Genomic DNA, 15,756 nt, shown 5'->3' on the forward strand with positions numbered 1-15,756 from the left:
AGCGTCATGACTCTCGACCTGCAAACCACTATTGAACAAGCCTGGGAAGACCGGGCCAACCTGTCGCCCGCCGATGCGAGCGCTGAAGTCCGCGAAGCGGTCGAGCAGACGATTGCTGCCCTGGACACGGGCCGCCTGCGCGTGGCCGACAAGTCCACCGGCGAATGGATCGTGCATCAGTGGATCAAGAAAGCCGTGCTGCTGTCGTTCCGCCTGCAAGATAACGCCGTCATGGGCGAAGGCCCCCTGACGTTCTACGACAAGGTTCCCACCAAGTTCGCCGAATTCGGCAACACTGCTTTCCAAGCCGGTGGTTATCGCGTGGTGCCGCCGGCCGTGGCTCGTCGCGGCGCGTTCATCGCAAAGAACGTGGTGTTGATGCCGTCGTACGTAAACATCGGCGCCTACGTTGACGAAGGCACGATGGTTGATACCTGGGCGACCGTCGGTTCGTGCGCCCAGATCGGCAAGAACGTTCACCTGTCCGGTGGCGTTGGCATCGGTGGCGTGCTCGAGCCTCTGCAAGCCAACCCGACCATCATCGAAGACAACTGCTTCATCGGCGCGCGCTCCGAAATCGTCGAAGGCGTGGTCGTTGAAGAAAACTCCGTGCTGGCCATGGGCGTGTACCTGTCGCAAAGCACCAAGATTTACGATCGCGCCACCGGCAAGATTACCTACGGTCGCGTGCCCTCGGGCTCGGTTGTGGTGCCGGGTTCGCTGCCTTCGGAAGACGGTTCGCACAGCCTGTACTGCGCCGTCATCGTCAAGCGTGTTGACGCACAAACCCGCGCCAAGACGAGCATCAACGATCTGCTGAGAGCTTAATGAGTCAATCTGCCGTACTGGATCTGGTCAAGGACCTGATCGCCCGTCCCTCTGTCACGCCGGTGGACGAGGATTGCCAACAATTGCTGGCTGACCGTCTGTCGCGCATTGGCTTTCAATGCGAAACGATCGCGCAAGGCGGCGTGACGAACCTGTGGGCGCGTCGCGGTACCGAAGGTCCGCTCGTGGTCTTTGCCGGCCACACGGACGTGGTGCCGCCGGGCCCGCGCGAGAAGTGGGAAAGCGACCCGTTCGTGCCCACGGAGCGGGACGGGTATCTGTACGGCCGCGGGGCCGCCGACATGAAGTCCTCTATCGCCGCCTTTGTGGTGGCGTGTGAAGAACTCGTGGCGGCGCACCCGCAACATGCGGGCTCGATTGCCTTGCTGATCACCTCTGACGAAGAAGGCCCCGCCATCGACGGCACGGTGATCGTATGCGAGGCATTGAAGGCCCGTGGGGAAAAGCTGGACTATTGCATCGTGGGCGAACCGACCTCGACCGACAAATTAGGCGACGTGTGCAAGAACGGCCGTCGCGGGTCGCTGTCTGGCAAGCTGACGGTGAAGGGCATTCAAGGCCACGTAGCGTATCCGCATCTGGCGCGCAACCCGGTACACCAACTGGCGCCGGCGCTGGCCGAGATCGTGAACATCGAATGGGATAAAGGCAATGAGTATTTCCCGCCCACGACGTTCCAAGTCTCTAATTTGAATGCCGGCACGGGTGCGACCAACGTCGTGCCGGGCGAAGCGGTGGCGCTGTTCAACTTCCGCTTTTCGACCGCGAGCACGCCAGAATCGTTGAAGGCACGTGTTCATGAAGTGCTGGATCGTCATGGTCTCGAATATGACTTGCAATGGGAACTGGGCGGCGAGCCGTTCCTCACCCCGCGTGGATCGTTGACGGATGCGCTGACGGCTGCCATCGAGAGCGAAACGGGTCTGAAGGCAGAGCTGTCCACCACCGGCGGCACCTCGGACGGTCGGTTTATCGCCAAGATCTGCCCGCAAGTCATCGAGTTCGGTCCTTGCAATGCGACGATCCACAAGGTCAACGAGTGCATCGCGCTCGATAGCCTGGATCCCTTGAAGAATATTTACCGGCGCACGTTGGAAAACCTGCTGCTGGCACAGTGAGGCGCTATGTCTTCATCTGATCGCCATGAGTTGCAGACGCTGCGCGACCTGATTCGTTATGGCGTCTCGCGCTTTAACGCAGCAGGCGTCGCCCTGGGTCACGGTTCCGACAACGCCTATGATGAGGCCGTGTATCTGGTGCTGCATGGCCTGCATTTGCCTCCCGATACGTTGGACCCGTTTCTGGATGCGCGGGTCACGGCAGAGGAACGCGCGCATGTCCTGCAGCTGCTGGATCGCCGGGTGACGGAACGCTTGCCCGCCGCGTACTTGACGCAAGAGGCATGGCTGAGAGGTCATCGTTTTTATGTCGATCAACGCGTGATCGTGCCGCGCTCGCCGATTGCCGAGCTTTTGGATCAGGGGTTGTCGCCCTGGGTGCGTGATCCGTTCGAAGTCACGCGCGCACTGGATATGTGTACGGGATCCGGCTGCCTGGCGATTCTGACTGCGTTGGCCTTTCCCAATGCGCAGGTCGATGCGGTAGATGTTTCGCCTGATGCGCTGGAAGTCGCGCAACGCAACGTTGACGAGTATGGTTTGCAGGATCGTCTGAGCCTGCTTCACAGCAATTTGTTCGACGCGCTGCCAGCGGCCGCGTATGACGTCATCGTGTGCAATCCGCCCTATGTGAACAGCCAGTCGATGGACGAACTGCCCCAGGAGTATCGTCACGAGCCTGAGCTCGCGCTAGCGGGCGGAACCGATGGCATGGACCTGGTGCGACGCATCCTGGAAGCCGCGCCCCGATACTTGGCTCCGCAAGGCGTGCTGGTCCTTGAGATCGGTCACGAACGCGACCATTTCGAGGCGGCGTTCCCTGAACTCGAGCCTGTCTGGCTGGACACCGAGGAAGCCTCGGACCAAATTTTGCTATTGACCCGCGAGCAGTTGTGATACGTGCTTCTGGATTGACCCTGCGCCGTGGCACCAAGGTGCTACTTGATGGCGCTGAATTCGTGGTGAACCCTGGCGAACGCGTGGGGTTTGTCGGCAAGAACGGCGCGGGCAAGTCCACGTTGTTTGCGTTATTGACGGGGGCCCTCGATCAGGACGCGGGTTCGCTGGATGTGCCGGCCGGCTGGCGCATCGCCAGCGTGCAGCAGGAGATCGCAGCCGATGACCGCCCTGCCCGTGAGTTCGTCATCGATGGCGATACGCATCTGCGCGAGTTGCAGGCCGAGCGTGCCACCGTGCATGATGACCAAGGCACACGCATTGCCGAATTAGAAGCGGCTCTGGCCGAGGCTGGCGTATGGAGCGCGAATTCGCGCGCGGAACAACTTCTCGCCGGCCTGGGCTTCGCTCCCGACGAGTGGATGAAGCCCGTTGCGAGTTTCTCGGGTGGCTGGCGCATGCGCCTGGCGCTAGCGCGCGCGCTGATGGCACCCTCCGAGTTGCTGCTGCTGGACGAACCGACCAACCACTTGGATCTGGACGCGATGCTGTGGCTGGAAAAGTGGCTGGCCGCGTATCCGGGCACAGTGTTGCTGATCTCGCACGACACCGAGTTCCTTGACGCGGTCGCGCGAATCATCTTGCACTTTGATCATGGCAAGCTGGTGCGTTATCGCGGTGGCTATCAGGATTTCCTGACGCAGCGCGCGGAGCGCCTGCGACAGGCCAGCATCGCGCATGAGCGGCAAACACGTGAAGCCGCCCGGCTGCAGAGCTTCATCGATCGGTTTAAGGCTAAAGCGTCCAAGGCTAAACAAGCGCAAAGCCGTGTCAAGGCCTTGGCCCGCATGGAAACGCTTGCGCCTTTGCATGCCGAATCGGGCATCGACATACGCATCCCCTCCCCCGACCACACACCCGACCCGCTGTTGGTGCTTGACAACGTGGCCGCGGGATATACCCATGCGGATGGCCATGCTGCCTCCATATTGAAAGATGTGAAGCTGATGGTGCGCGCGGGCGCGCGCGTGGGCGTACTGGGCGCCAATGGCGCGGGCAAGAGTACGCTGATCAAGACGCTGGCCGAAGAGATCCCCGTGCAAGCGGGGGAGCGTCGCGCCTCTAAAGGCCTGGCGATTGGATACTTTCACCAGCATCAGCTCGACATGCTGGACCTGGACAGCACGCCGCTCGCGCACCTGGCGCGACTTGCCCCGGATGCACGAGAGCAAGAGCTGCGCAATTATCTGGGCGGATTTGGATTTTCCGGCGATACGGTCAATAGCAAGGTCGGGCCCATGTCGGGTGGCGAAAAGGCTCGGCTGGCGTTGTCGCTGATCGTGTGGCAAAAGCCAAACCTATTGCTGCTGGACGAACCGAGCAACCACTTGGATGTGGAAACGCGCGAGGCGTTGGCGGCCGCGCTGGCGGAGTTTTCCGGCAGCATGCTGCTCGTGTCGCACGACCGGCATCTGCTGCGCACCACGGTCGACAGTTTCTGGATTGTCGCCGATGGCCGTGTGCAGGAATTCGACGGCGATCTGGAAGACTACCGCGACTGGCTTAACGCCCGCAATGCCGAATCGCGCGCCGAGGCCCGTGAACAAGCGCGTGCGGAATCTTCCTCGTCGGCGCAGGCCGATACGGCGAACGTCGATCGTAAAACGCAGCGTCGCTTGGAAGCCGAACAGCGCCAGCGTCTCGCCACCTTGCGCAAACCGCTACAGTCCAAGCTGACCAAGGTCGAAACCGAAATGGACGAGCTGCGCGCGCGTTTGCTGGTGCTGGATGAGTTGATCGCCGACAGCGACCTCTATAGCGATGCGCGACGAACCGAGCGCCAGCAAGTGATGAGCGAACACGGTGAACTCGGCAAACGCATGGAATCACTGGAAGAGCAATGGCTGGAAATCCAGACTGAGCTTGAAGCAATTGATCAGGGGACAACGTAGACGCGCGGCGGTGGAATCACCGCCGCCTCTCTGTCTGGTTGCCTTGTCAAGCCGCATGTGCCACCGCGACGCGATCCCGATATTTGCGCAGTAACTCGACGCGGCGCGGCGCGGCGGCTTCGACATGAGCCGCTTTCACAGGTCCGTAGCCACGGATGGTATCTGGCAGCTCCGCAAGCTCAATGGCCACATCGCGGTTGTGCTCCTCCAGACTGCGAGCGAGCTCGGCTACGAATTCGACATACTCCTGCACCAGCGCGCGCTCCATGCGTCGTTCGGCTGTATAGCCAAACACATCCAAAGGCGTGCCACGCAATCGCTTCATGGGTGCGAGCGCTCGGAATACCCATTCCACCCAGGGCCCAAAGGGTCGCTTCTTGCCCCCCGCAAACAACGGCGGAGCCAGATGATAGATCACGCGATAGTCTTTACCCGGCTCGCCCTCGAACTGCTCTTGCAACCGGCGTTTGAACGATGGGTCCAGATGCAGACGCGCGACTTCGTATTCGTCCTTGTAGGCCATGAGCTTGGCGAGATTCCTCGCCACGGCATACGTAACGATGGGCTCGCCCGGTAGACGGGATTCCCGCTCGCGCAAGGCGGTGACAGCGTCGATATAGCGCTGCGCGTAGCGATCGTCCTGATACGCCCGCAGATGCTGGGCTAAGCGCTCAATGAGCATATCGAGGCTTTCGGGCAACACGGGCACAGTCGGATTCGCACCCACGGATTCGACGCCATCGTGCGCGGCCTGCCTGCCGAATTCAAATGCCGCGAGGTTCTTTTCGACCGCTACATCATTTAAACGTATGGCCTCGTGCAGGGCTTCGCGTGACAATGGGATCGTCCCTTTCTGCCAAGCATATCCGAGCAGGAACGGATTGGCATAAATGCCGTCACCTAGCAGCGATTCCGCCAGTGGCCCGGCTTCTACAAAATCGCACGATCCGGTGGTGCTCCGACGCAGCGCCGCCTCCGCTTGCGCACCCGGAAACGTCCAGCCCGGGCGAGAGATCAGCGAGGCCGTGGGGGCCGCCGTGCTGTTGACCACAGCGCGCCCTCCAGCCGGCCGCAAGCGCGACAAGACTTCCGGTGACGCGGCGACCAGGGCATCGCACCCTATCACCAGATCCGCTTCCCCAAGCGCCACGCGCGTGGCCTGAATGTCCTCGGGCAGAGCGGCCAACTGCACATGGCTGAGTACTGCGCCGCCCTTTTGCGCGAGCCCAGCCATATCCAGCACCGTCACGCCCTTGCCTTCGATATGCGCAGCCACACCTAACAGCGCACCTATCGTCACCACCCCCGTTCCGCCAACACCCGCCACGATCAGGCGATGCGCCTGCCCCCGGTGCAACACGGGAACCACGGGTTCGGGAATATCGGTACGGGGCTGCCCCAAATGCGCCACGCGCGCCCTGCGCACCGCCGCGCCCTCGGCCGTCACAAAGCTCGGGCAGAACCCCTTGACGCAAGAGAAGTCTTTATTGCATGACGATTGATTGATGCGTCGCTTCGTTCCCATTGGCGTTGCCACGGGCTCTACCGACAGGCAGTTTGATTGCACCGAGCAATCGCCGCAGCCTTCACAGACAGCTTCGTTGATGAATGCGCGAACGGCGGGATCGGGATATTCACCCCGCTTACGCCGCCTACGCTTTTCCGTGGCGCAGGTCTGATCGTAGATCAGCACAGTCACCCCGGCGATGTCGCGCAGTTCGGGTTGTACTGCATCCAGCTGATCGCGGTGGTAGACCGTGACCGCCGACGGCAACGTGAGCGCAGCTTGATACTTGTCGGGTTCATCGGTGACGACCACCACGCGTTTGACGCCTTCCGCGAGAACTTGCGCGGCAATGTTTGGCACGGTCAATGTGCCATCCACGGGCTGCCCGCCCGTCATGGCGACCGCATCGTTGTAAAGGATCTTGTAGGTGATGGGCGCTTGCGCGGCGACAGCGGCACGGATGGCCAATATCCCGGAATGGAAGTATGTGCCATCGCCCAGGTTGGCAAAGATATGCCGCTCGCTCGTAAAGTCCTTTTGCCCCAGCCACGCCACTCCTTCGGCGCCCATGTGGCTGAACGTCTCGGTACGGCGGTTCATCCAGATCGCCATATAGTGGCAACCGATACCGGCCACGGCGCGTGATCCTTCGGGTACGCGGGTGGAGGTGTTATGCGGGCAGCCAGAACAAAACCACGGCTGGCGCTCTTCGACGAGAATAGGCCGCGACGCCTCGCGTTCCTTCGCCTGGATAATGGCCATACGCGCGGCGATGCGCGCGCGCAGCGCCTCGGGCAACGCCGTTTTATCCAGGCGCGTGGCGATCGCGCGCGCAATGACGGCCGGCGACAACTCATGCTGCGCGGGCAAGAGCCAATTGCCACGCGGTTGGGACCATTCACCGCCGCCGTTGTCGCGCTCGTCGAATTTGCCATATACGCGCGGACGCACATCGTCGCGCCAGTTGTAGAGCTCCTCCTTGAGCGCATATTCCAACAGCTGACGCTTTTCCTCGACGACCAGAATTTCTTTTAGACCGGTGGCAAAGGCGCGTGCCGCCAGCGCATCCAACGGCCAGATACAGCCGATCTTGATCAGCCGGATGCCCGCGATGCGACAGGCGTCTTCATCCAAACCCAGGTCGTTGAGCGCCTGACGCACATCCAGGTAGGACTTGCCAGCCGTCATGATGCCAAACGTCGCATTGGGCGCGTCCAGCACGACTTGGTTGAGTTTATTGGCTCGGACGTAATCGATGGCCGCATACCACTTGTCATTGAGCAGACGCGCTTCCTGGGCCAGGGGGCTGTCAGGCCAACGTATGTTCAGGCCGCCCGGAGGTAGCGCCGCATCGGGGAGCACCACATTGACCCGTTGCGGATCCACCTCCACGGACGCACTGGATTCGACAACGTCGGTGACGCATTTCATCGCCACCCACAGTCCGCTATAGCGGCTCATGGCCCACCCGTGCAAGCCATAGTCCAAGTACTCCTGCACGTTGGAGGGATACAGAACGGGAATACCCGCGGCAATCAACACATGCTCAGACTGGTGAGCCACCGACGACGACTTCGCCGCATGATCGTCGCCCGCCAGCAATAAGACACCGCCATGAGGCGAGGTACCGGCGGAATTCGCGTGCTTTAACGCATCGATCGAACGATCGATACCCGGGCCCTTGGCGTACCACATGCCAAAGACGCCATCGCGCGTGGCGCCCGGAAACAGATTGACCTGTTGCGACCCCCACACTGCGGTCGCGGCAAGATCCTCATTCAAGCCCGGCTGAAACACGATACCGTGTGACTGCAGATGCGTTTTGGCTTTCCACAGTGCCAGATCCAGGCCGGCTAATGGTGACCCCCGATAGCCCGAGATGTAGCCGCCCGTGTTCAGACCGGCCGCTTGGTCCCGTTCGCGCTGCAGCATGGGCAGGCGCACCAGGGCCTGAACGCCGCTCAAATAGACGCGACCGCTATGCTGCGTGTACTTGTCATCCAACGTGACATGGTGGGGCAATGGGGCATTCATTGTGTCTCCTCCGGCCTGTCTGTGGTCTTTCACTTCAGTGTAGGAAGAGCTTTCGTTATCGTATATTGATATATTCAGTTAGCTGGTATCTGAAAATTTAATACCGCCCGGTTGCCCTGCGATGAGGCATACATGTCCAAAGACGTCACGCTACGCCATTTGCGCTATTTCATTGCCGCCGCACGCACGGGCCGCCTGTCGATGGCGGCCACCCAGGAGCACGTATCGCAGTCAGCGATCACGAATTCCATCCTCGCGTTGGAATCGCGGTTAGGCGTACGGCTATTCGATCGTCACCCACATGGGGTGACACTGACGCCGGACGGGCATCACTTTTTGCAGCGGGCGCGCGACATTTTGGACGCGCTGGACGAGGCATTGCGAGAACCGGGTTTTCAGCGCTACACCCTGCGTGGGTCGGTGCGGATCGCGGCGTCGTATACGGTTCTGGGCTACTTTCTGCCTGAGTTGCTCGCGCGATTTCGGCGGCGTTACCCAGACATCTCGCTAGACTTGGTGGACATGGACCGTCCGGAGATCGAGGCAGCGATCTTACGCGGCGAGGTCGAACTGGGTGTGGCCCTACTTTCGAATTCTGAGGACACAGGATCACTGCACAGGCACGTGCTGGTGAGATCCCGGCGCCAGCTTTGGACCGCCGCCAACCATCCGGTTCTGATGCTGTCGTCGCCAACGCTGGCCGATGTGGCCAAACTGCCTTACATCCTGCTGGATATGGACGAGGGCGAGCGCTCTACCGCGGCGTATTGGCAAGCGCATGGACTGCAGCCCGACATCGCCTTTCGCACGCGGTCCATGGAGGCGCTGCGCGGACTGGTCGCCCACGGCTTTGGCGTCACAATTTTGTCCGACATGGTTTATCGGCCTTGGTCGCTGGAAGGCAAGAAGATCGAAGCGGTGCCGCTCGCCGGTGCGGTGCCGCCGATGGAGGCCGGGCTGCTCTGGCACCCGACGGCCGTCATGGCGAGGCCTGCCAGCGCGTTTCGGGATTTCATGATTCACGCCGTGGGCGGGTGAATCGGTGCTGGGCAGCGGTAGCCCGCAGAGGTACCGCTCTCAGCATACGGTCCGTTGTTGAACGCTCAGCCCTGAACGATCTCTAGCTTCGCAATCCCCAGCGCCAGCGTCTTGGCCCCCACATCCCTGAACTGAATCTGTGCCTGGGCATCCTGACCAGAACCGCTAAGCCCGATGATGGTGCCATCGCCAAAGCGCGCGTGGCGCACGCTTTGCCCGATCCTGAAATGCTGGTCGCCGACCGTCACGCCAGACGTTACGCCGCGCGGGGTCCGGGGTGCAATCGTCCGTGTCGCGGGCCGTCCGAAAGCGTCGCCGTGGTTCACACGAGCCGCCGATTCCCCAAAGCCCGCGTACGCGTGGCCGGCGCCGACTCGGGGCGTCAGCCATTTCAGATGCTGTTCTGGAATCTCCTCCAAAAAGCGCGAACGCATGGCGTAACGCGTCTGACCGTGCAGCATGCGGCTTTGCGCCAGCGTCAGGTACAGACGTTCCCGCGCCCGCGTGATCGCCACATACATCAGGCGGCGTTCTTCTTCGAGGCCCGAAGCCTCCAGGATGCTGTTCTCGTGCGGGAAAAGCCCCTCTTCCAGCCCCGTGATGAAGACCGCGTCGAACTCCAGCCCCTTGGCGGCATGCACCGTCATGAGCTGAACGGCGTCCTCGCCGGCCTGCGCTTGATTGTCACCCGCCTCTAAGGAAGCGTGCGACAAAAAGGCGGCCAGCGGCGTCATGCCTGACGTCACATCCACTGGCGCATCCACCACGCCCGGCATCAACCCGCTATCGCCCGCGATATCCGGCACGATGCCCGCGGGTAATCCGTCAAAGTTCTCCTCCGACGCGAATACGGCAGCGGCGGTGATCAGCTCGTTCAAGTTTTCCAGCCGTTCTGCGCCATCACGGTCGGCTTTGTAATGCTCGATCAAGCCACTATTGGCGAGCATGTGCTCGACCAATTCGGGCAGCGGCAGTTCACGTGTCTCGTGCGCCATGCGGCCAATCAACTGCGCAAACTGCGCCAGATTCGAGCCGCCCTTGCCACCGACACGCGCGACAGCGCCATAAAGACTGGTCTCGTGGCTGCGAGCGGCGTCGGCCAGTTGCTCCAACGTGCGCGCGCCAATTCCCCGCGTGGGGAAGTTGACCACGCGCATCCACGACGTATCGTCGTGCGGATTGGCCATCAGCCGCAGGTACGCCAAGGCGTGTTTGATTTCCTGGCGCTCGAAGAACCGCAGACCACCATAAACCTTGTAAGGAATACCGGCCGAAAACAGCGCATGCTCGATGACGCGGGACTGCGCGTTGCTGCGATACAGCACCGCAATTTCACGGCGTAGACGGCCCTCGTTGATCAGCGCGCGGACTTCATCGACCAGCCATTGCGCCTCCATACCGTCAGAAGGTTGCTCGATCACACGGATCGGCTCGCCCTCGCCTTGCTCGGTCCAGAGGTTTTTACCCAGCCGACCACTATTGTGGCCAATCAAGGCGTTGGCGGCGTCGAGGATGTGGCCGTAGGAACGATAATTTTGTTCCAGGCGGATGACGGTGCCGCGCGCATAGTCGCGCTCGAAGTCCGACATATTGCCGACGTTCGCGCCCCGGAAAGCATAGATCGACTGATCGTCGTCACCGACGGCGAAGATCGACGCGCCGCCACCCGCCAGCATTTTCAGCCATTGGTATTGCAGCGTGTTGGTGTCCTGGAACTCGTCGACCAGAATGTGTCGGAAGCGCCGCTGATAGTGCTCTCGTACTGGCGCGTTGTGCTTTAGCAGCTCGAAGGCGCGCAGCAACAGCTCGGCGAAATCCACGACGCCTTCGCGTTGGCACTGCGCCTCGTAGAGCTGATAGATCTCGATCTGTTTGCGATGATGGCTGTTGTCGGCATCGATATCGCCGGGCCGCTCGCCCGCTTCTTTTGCGCCGTTGATGAAGCGCTGGATGTCCCGAGCGGGGAACTTCTCGTCGTCAATACCGTTGGCCTTCATCAGGCGCTTGATCGCGGCGAGCTGATCGGAGGTATCGAGAATCTGGAAGGATTGCGGCAGCCCCGCGTCACGGTGGTGTGCGCGCAACATGCGGTTGCACAGGCCGTGAAAGGTGCCGATCCAAAGTCCGCGCGTGTCGATCGGCAAGATCGCCGACATACGCGCGAGCATCTCGCGGGCAGCCTTGTTGGTAAAGGTCACCGCGAGCAGCGCAAATGGCGTGGCCTGGCCGGTTTGAATCAGCCAGGCCATCCGAGTCGTCAACACCCGGGTCTTGCCGCTACCCGCCCCGGCGAGTACCAGGGCGTGTTGCGGTTCGAGTGTTACAGCGGCGCGTTGTTCAGGATTGAGCTTGTCTAACATCATGCCGCATAGCGGCTAAGACGTTGTGCGAATTGCTCGAGCCCGGCGATGCCGCTTTGCTGGGCGCGCTGGCACCAGGCCTGCAGGTCATGTAACAACTGTTCGCTGCTGGCGCTAGAGCTTTCCCAGAGTCGGCCCAGTTCGCGGCGCATTTGCACCAGGGTCGCGAGCGTCTTGCTCTGAGCAATCGCCTGCTCGACCTCGGCACGCTGCTCCGGATGGAGGACTTCCTCGTTACGGAACAACCAGCGGCGCGCACGTTGCAGACGCGTGGCGGAGCCATCGGCCGGCTTGAGCTTGCTCATTTCTTCGCGCAGCGTGGTCTTCATGATCTCGCCGTAGCGGGCCAGCACCTCGTAACGGTGAGTGATCACGCCGTTCAGGGTCGTCAGATCGATCGCCTTGCTGCCCGGCTCGAGCTTGAGCTTCGGAGCGACCTTGCGCACCTTGGCCAGACCGAAGAACTTCAGGATCTGGATATAGCCCCAGCCGATGTCGATCTCGTACCACTTGGCCGAGAACTTGGCCGACGTACCATGGGCGTGGTGGTTGTTGTGCAGCTCTTCGCCACCGATGATGATGCCCCACGGGAACACGTTCGTGCTCGTGTCCGGGCTGTTGTAGTTACGATAGCCCCAGAAGTGGCCGATACCGTTGACTACGCCTGCCGCCCAGAACGGAATCCAGGCCATTTGCACCGCCCAGACCGTCAGACCGATGGCACCGAACAACGCGACGTCGATCGCCAGCATCGTCAGCACGCCCCAGAGGCTGTGCTTGGCGTAAACGTTACGCTCGAGCCAGTCGTCAGGCGTACCGTGACCGAACTTGGCCATGGTTTCCTTGTTGGCGGATTCGACGCGATACAGGTCAGCGCCGCGGAACAGTACTTTCCAGACGCCGAACAACATTGGCGAGTGCGGGTCGCCTTCTTTTTCGCATTTGGCGTGGTGCTTACGGTGAATGGCTACCCATTCCTTCGTGACCATGCCGGTCGTCATCCATAACCAGAACCGGAAAAAGTGCATGACTGCAGGATGCAAGTCGAGACCCCGGTGAGTCTGGCTGCGATGCAGGAAAATCGTAACTGACACGATCGTGATGTGGGTCATCACCAGCGTGAACAGGACAATTTGCCACCAGCTGGCTTGAGTAAGCCCGCCGGCTAGGAAGGAAAAGAGTTGATCCATATAGCTGTTTGCGATCCTCGCAAGTAAGGAATGACAGGAAGTTTAGCCTACCTGACTAGCTTATGACAGCGAGATTTCAAAATAGTTTTTGTGATAAATCAAGGACTAAGCGAACACTGCGCTGGGGTTGCAGGGGCCTGTGGCCCTTGCAAATCGCAACATGGCCCTTGCAGCGTCGCGTAGTAAAACGGTCTAGTAAGACACAATTTGCGACACATCGTTGGCGCAGTTGTGGCTTTTTACGGACTAATCGAATTACTGTTCAGCGCTGCCCTTGGCGGTAGGCACGCTGGCCGCGTCTGCGACGTTGTCCGCATCAACCAGACTCTCTTCAGGCACTTCGCCCGACTCGGCGCTATCGGCTACGGCGCTCGCCTTGCCCACGGCGGGCGCTTTCCGGCGCTCCAACACGGCGGCGAAGAATCCGTCCGTCCCATGGACATCGGGTCGTAGCTGAATATTCGGTCCCGTGACGGCCAGATCCGGACAGCGCCCTTTCAAAATTTCGGCGGCATCGAGCTGTACGAAGTCGGGGTGCGTGGCCAGGAATTGCTCCACTTGCGCCTCGTTCTCCTCTGCCAGCAGGCTGCAGGTCGCATAGACCAGACGGCCACCGGGCGCCACGCACCGGGCGGCGCTATTGAAAATGCGCGTCTGCAGCGCGGTCAGTTCGGACAGCGCCTCGGGGTGCTGGCGCCATTTCAGATCCGGGTTGCGACGCAAGGTGCCGATGCCGCTGCAAGGCGCATCCACGAGCACGCGCTGCGCCTTGCCGGCCAGACGCTTGACCCGGGCGTCGTTTTCGCTGTCGATCGCGACAGGCACGACGTTCGACAAGCCACTGCGGGCAAAGCGAGGCTTCGCGCGCGCCAACCGGGCGGCGGACACATCGAAGGCGTACAGGCGACCCGTCGAACGCATCAGCGCGCCCAGCAGCAGGGTCTTGCCCCCTGCCCCGGCGCAGAAATCAATAATCATCTCGCCACGACGCGGCGCCACTAGCAACGCCAGCAACTGACTGCCTTCGTCCTGGACCTCGAGGCTGCCATTTTCGAAAAGCGGCCAACGATTGACGGCGGGACGACCGGCCACGCGAATTCCCCAGGGCGAATACGGCATGGGCTGCGGCTCGTAACGGGCGGCGGGGCCATCGGCCAACGCCGCCAGCGCGGCGTCGCGCTCCATTTTCAGCGGATTGACACGCAGATCCAGCGCGGCGGGCCGGTTCAAGGCGGCCATCAGCGACTCTGCGTCCTCCAGGCGGCCCAGGCGCTCGTCCAGCCACTCGGGCATGCTGGCCCGCACGGCGCGGGGCAGCGAGGAGGTATCGATGCGGCTGACGCGTTGCAGCCACTCCCGCTCGTCCGGATCGAGCCCGTCTTCCAGGAACTCCGGGCCCACCGTCGCGGCCAGACCGAGAATGGCCAGACGGCGCGATGCGGCGCCGCTGCCGCTTTCGGCCAGTTGGCGATAGCGGCGCAAATGGCGCAACACGTCGTAGACAGCCTCGGCCACCTCACCCCGGTCACGCCCGCCCAGGGTCGGGTGTGCGCGGAACCAGTGCGACAACGTAGCATCGGCCGGGTAAGTCCATTGCAGGACTTCGCCTAGCAAGCGCTGGACTTGATCGATACGGATGACCGCACGCGGCACGCGGGGATGGGACGCCGCTTGGTGCTGCGACGGCCCACTGGGGGAGCGACGGGCGCTGCCGCGTTGGCCGGATTCGGATCGATTCGAGCCGAATGCACGGTCGGGACGCTGCCGGGAGGCGGGGAACTTGCTCATGATTTTTCCATGCTAGATCAGGACGCGTCGCGCCTTGACCAATCAAACTTCGGAGCCGAGGCAAAAGCTGCCTCGGCGAATGTTATTGCGTACGTATTGCTCGATGAATCTCATCTGAACCGCTCGACGCAGGTAGCTTCGTCTTGTCTGACGATGCCTTCTACCGCGACATTCGAGGTAAAGGGGTTCGTTCCAGCTCGATGATACTGTGTACGGTTGGGCCGGATGATACCGAGGTTTCCGTCACAGGATGCGTTTCCGGGAAAGACCGCGGCGGATACCGCCAGATCGACGAGGCAGATAAGCCACAAAGAGCCTGCACAAGAGACGAACCACGCGCCGACCCGAACTGGCTTCCTACTCCCCCAAAAATAGCCGCTGCGGCTCGCCATCGACCTCAACGCGATGATCGGCCGTCAGTCGCACGCGCCCTTCCACCAGCCAACGCACGGCTGCCGGATACGCTTCGTGTTCCACCTTCAAGACACGTGCGGCGAGTGCCTCCGGCGTATCGCCGGCATGCACGGGTACACAGCCCTGCGCGATGATGGGGCCATGATCGAGCACGGGCGTGACGAAATGCACCGTGCAGCCATGCAGTCGCACGCCGGTCGCCAGCGCCTGGGCATGGGTATGCAGGCCGGGAAACATAGGCAGTAGCGAAGGATGAATATTCACCAACTTGCCTGCATAGTGATTCACAAAGCCCGGCGTCAGCACACGCATAAAACCGGCGAGGATCACAAAGTCAGGCGCATACCGGTCGATTTCCGCAGCGAGGGCGGCGTCGAAGGCTTCGCGGCTGGGATAATCCTTGTGAAACAGCGCCCCGGTCGCGATGCCCTGCTCGCTCGCCCACTGCAGGCCGGCCGCGTCGGGACGGCTGGCGATGACAGCGCAGACTTCGGCCGGCCAGCCTTGCTCGTGGCAGGCCCGCACCAAGGCTTGCATATTGCTACCCCGCCCCGAAATCAGGATAACCAGGCGGCGTTTAAGAGGTGAAGAAGAGGGCAAGATGAGATA

10 protein-coding genes are annotated in these 15,756 nt (G+C 61.6%); 5 read left to right on the forward strand and 5 right to left on the reverse strand.

Going from position 1 to position 15,756, the window contains the following annotated elements; all coding sequences use genetic code 11:
• Positions 1-6 precede the first annotated feature (6 nt).
• Genes dapD through GOQ25_RS06635 form a run of 4 tightly spaced genes read left to right on the forward strand, consistent with a single transcriptional unit; the run spans position 7 to position 4,816 of the window.
• Positions 7-828, forward strand: a complete 822-nt coding sequence (gene dapD, locus GOQ25_RS06620) for a 2,3,4,5-tetrahydropyridine-2,6-dicarboxylate N-succinyltransferase (protein WP_160349665.1) — start codon at positions 7-9, stop codon at positions 826-828.
• Positions 828-1,967 carry a succinyl-diaminopimelate desuccinylase gene (gene dapE, locus GOQ25_RS06625; RefSeq protein ID WP_160349666.1) on the forward strand — a complete coding sequence of 380 codons (1,140 nt, stop codon included), beginning with the start codon at positions 828-830 and terminating at the stop codon, positions 1,965-1,967. The genes dapD and dapE overlap by 1 nt, the downstream gene beginning before the upstream one ends.
• 6 nt (positions 1,968-1,973) lie before the next feature.
• Complete coding sequence (gene prmB / locus GOQ25_RS06630; RefSeq protein WP_160349667.1) at positions 1,974-2,864, forward strand: 50S ribosomal protein L3 N(5)-glutamine methyltransferase; 891 nt, start codon at positions 1,974-1,976, stop codon at positions 2,862-2,864.
• Positions 2,861-4,816, forward strand: a complete 1,956-nt coding sequence (locus GOQ25_RS06635) for an ATP-binding cassette domain-containing protein (RefSeq protein WP_370519900.1) — start codon at positions 2,861-2,863, stop codon at positions 4,814-4,816. The genes prmB and GOQ25_RS06635 overlap by 4 nt, the downstream gene beginning before the upstream one ends.
• A 46-nt stretch (positions 4,817-4,862) precedes the next feature.
• On the opposite strand, the gene GOQ25_RS06640 is transcribed toward GOQ25_RS06635, so the two are convergent.
• Positions 4,863-8,357, reverse strand: coding sequence for an indolepyruvate ferredoxin oxidoreductase family protein (locus tag GOQ25_RS06640; RefSeq protein WP_160349668.1), 3,495 nt, complete (start codon positions 8,355-8,357; stop codon positions 4,863-4,865).
• 132 nt (positions 8,358-8,489) lie between these two features.
• On the opposite strand from GOQ25_RS06640, the gene GOQ25_RS06645 reads away from it, so the two are divergent.
• The gene (locus GOQ25_RS06645; protein ID WP_160349669.1) at positions 8,490-9,395 is read left to right on the forward strand and encodes a LysR substrate-binding domain-containing protein; all 906 of its coding nucleotides are present in this window, start codon (positions 8,490-8,492) and stop codon (positions 9,393-9,395) included.
• A gap of 65 nt (positions 9,396-9,460) precedes the next feature.
• On the opposite strand, the gene GOQ25_RS06650 is transcribed toward GOQ25_RS06645, so the two are convergent.
• The 4 genes from GOQ25_RS06650 to purN all read right to left on the reverse strand — a co-directional run bounded on the left by GOQ25_RS06650 (position 9,461) and on the right by purN (position 15,747).
• Positions 9,461-11,758: a UvrD-helicase domain-containing protein gene (locus GOQ25_RS06650; RefSeq protein WP_160349670.1), complete on the reverse strand. Its 2,298-nt coding sequence runs from the start codon at positions 11,756-11,758 to the stop codon at positions 9,461-9,463.
• Positions 11,755-12,945, reverse strand: coding sequence for a fatty acid desaturase (locus GOQ25_RS06655; protein ID WP_160349671.1), 1,191 nt, complete (start codon positions 12,943-12,945; stop codon positions 11,755-11,757). Before GOQ25_RS06655 ends, GOQ25_RS06650 begins: the two co-directional genes overlap by 4 nt.
• A gap of 255 nt (positions 12,946-13,200) precedes the next feature.
• A complete protein-coding gene (locus GOQ25_RS06660; protein ID WP_202109352.1) occupies positions 13,201-14,559 on the reverse strand; it encodes an RsmB/NOP family class I SAM-dependent RNA methyltransferase in 1,359 nt (452 codons plus the stop codon).
• 531 nt (positions 14,560-15,090) lie between these two features.
• Positions 15,091-15,747, reverse strand: a complete 657-nt coding sequence (gene purN / locus GOQ25_RS06665) for a phosphoribosylglycinamide formyltransferase (RefSeq protein ID WP_160349673.1) — start codon at positions 15,745-15,747, stop codon at positions 15,091-15,093.
• Between the last annotated feature and the right edge of the window lie 9 nt (positions 15,748-15,756).

This window comes from Bordetella sp. 15P40C-2 (genome assembly GCF_009763235.1).
In the GTDB taxonomy this organism is placed as follows: Bacteria; Pseudomonadota; Gammaproteobacteria; order Burkholderiales; family Burkholderiaceae_B; genus Bordetella_A.

Coding starts and splice junctions, on each gene's coding strand:
- GOQ25_RS06640 (WP_160349668.1), bottom strand. CDS start 8,357: ATGAATGCCCCATTGCCCCACCATGTCACGTTGGATGACAAGTACACG.
- GOQ25_RS06655 (WP_160349671.1), bottom strand. CDS start 12,945: ATGGATCAACTCTTTTCCTTCCTAGCCGGCGGGCTTACTCAAGCCAGC.
- prmB (WP_160349667.1), top strand. CDS start 1,974: ATGTCTTCATCTGATCGCCATGAGTTGCAGACGCTGCGCGACCTGATT.
- dapE (WP_160349666.1), top strand. CDS start 828: ATGAGTCAATCTGCCGTACTGGATCTGGTCAAGGACCTGATCGCCCGT.
- GOQ25_RS06645 (WP_160349669.1), top strand. CDS start 8,490: ATGTCCAAAGACGTCACGCTACGCCATTTGCGCTATTTCATTGCCGCC.
- dapD (WP_160349665.1), top strand. CDS start 7: ATGACTCTCGACCTGCAAACCACTATTGAACAAGCCTGGGAAGACCGG.
- GOQ25_RS06650 (WP_160349670.1), bottom strand. CDS start 11,758: ATGATGTTAGACAAGCTCAATCCTGAACAACGCGCCGCTGTAACACTC.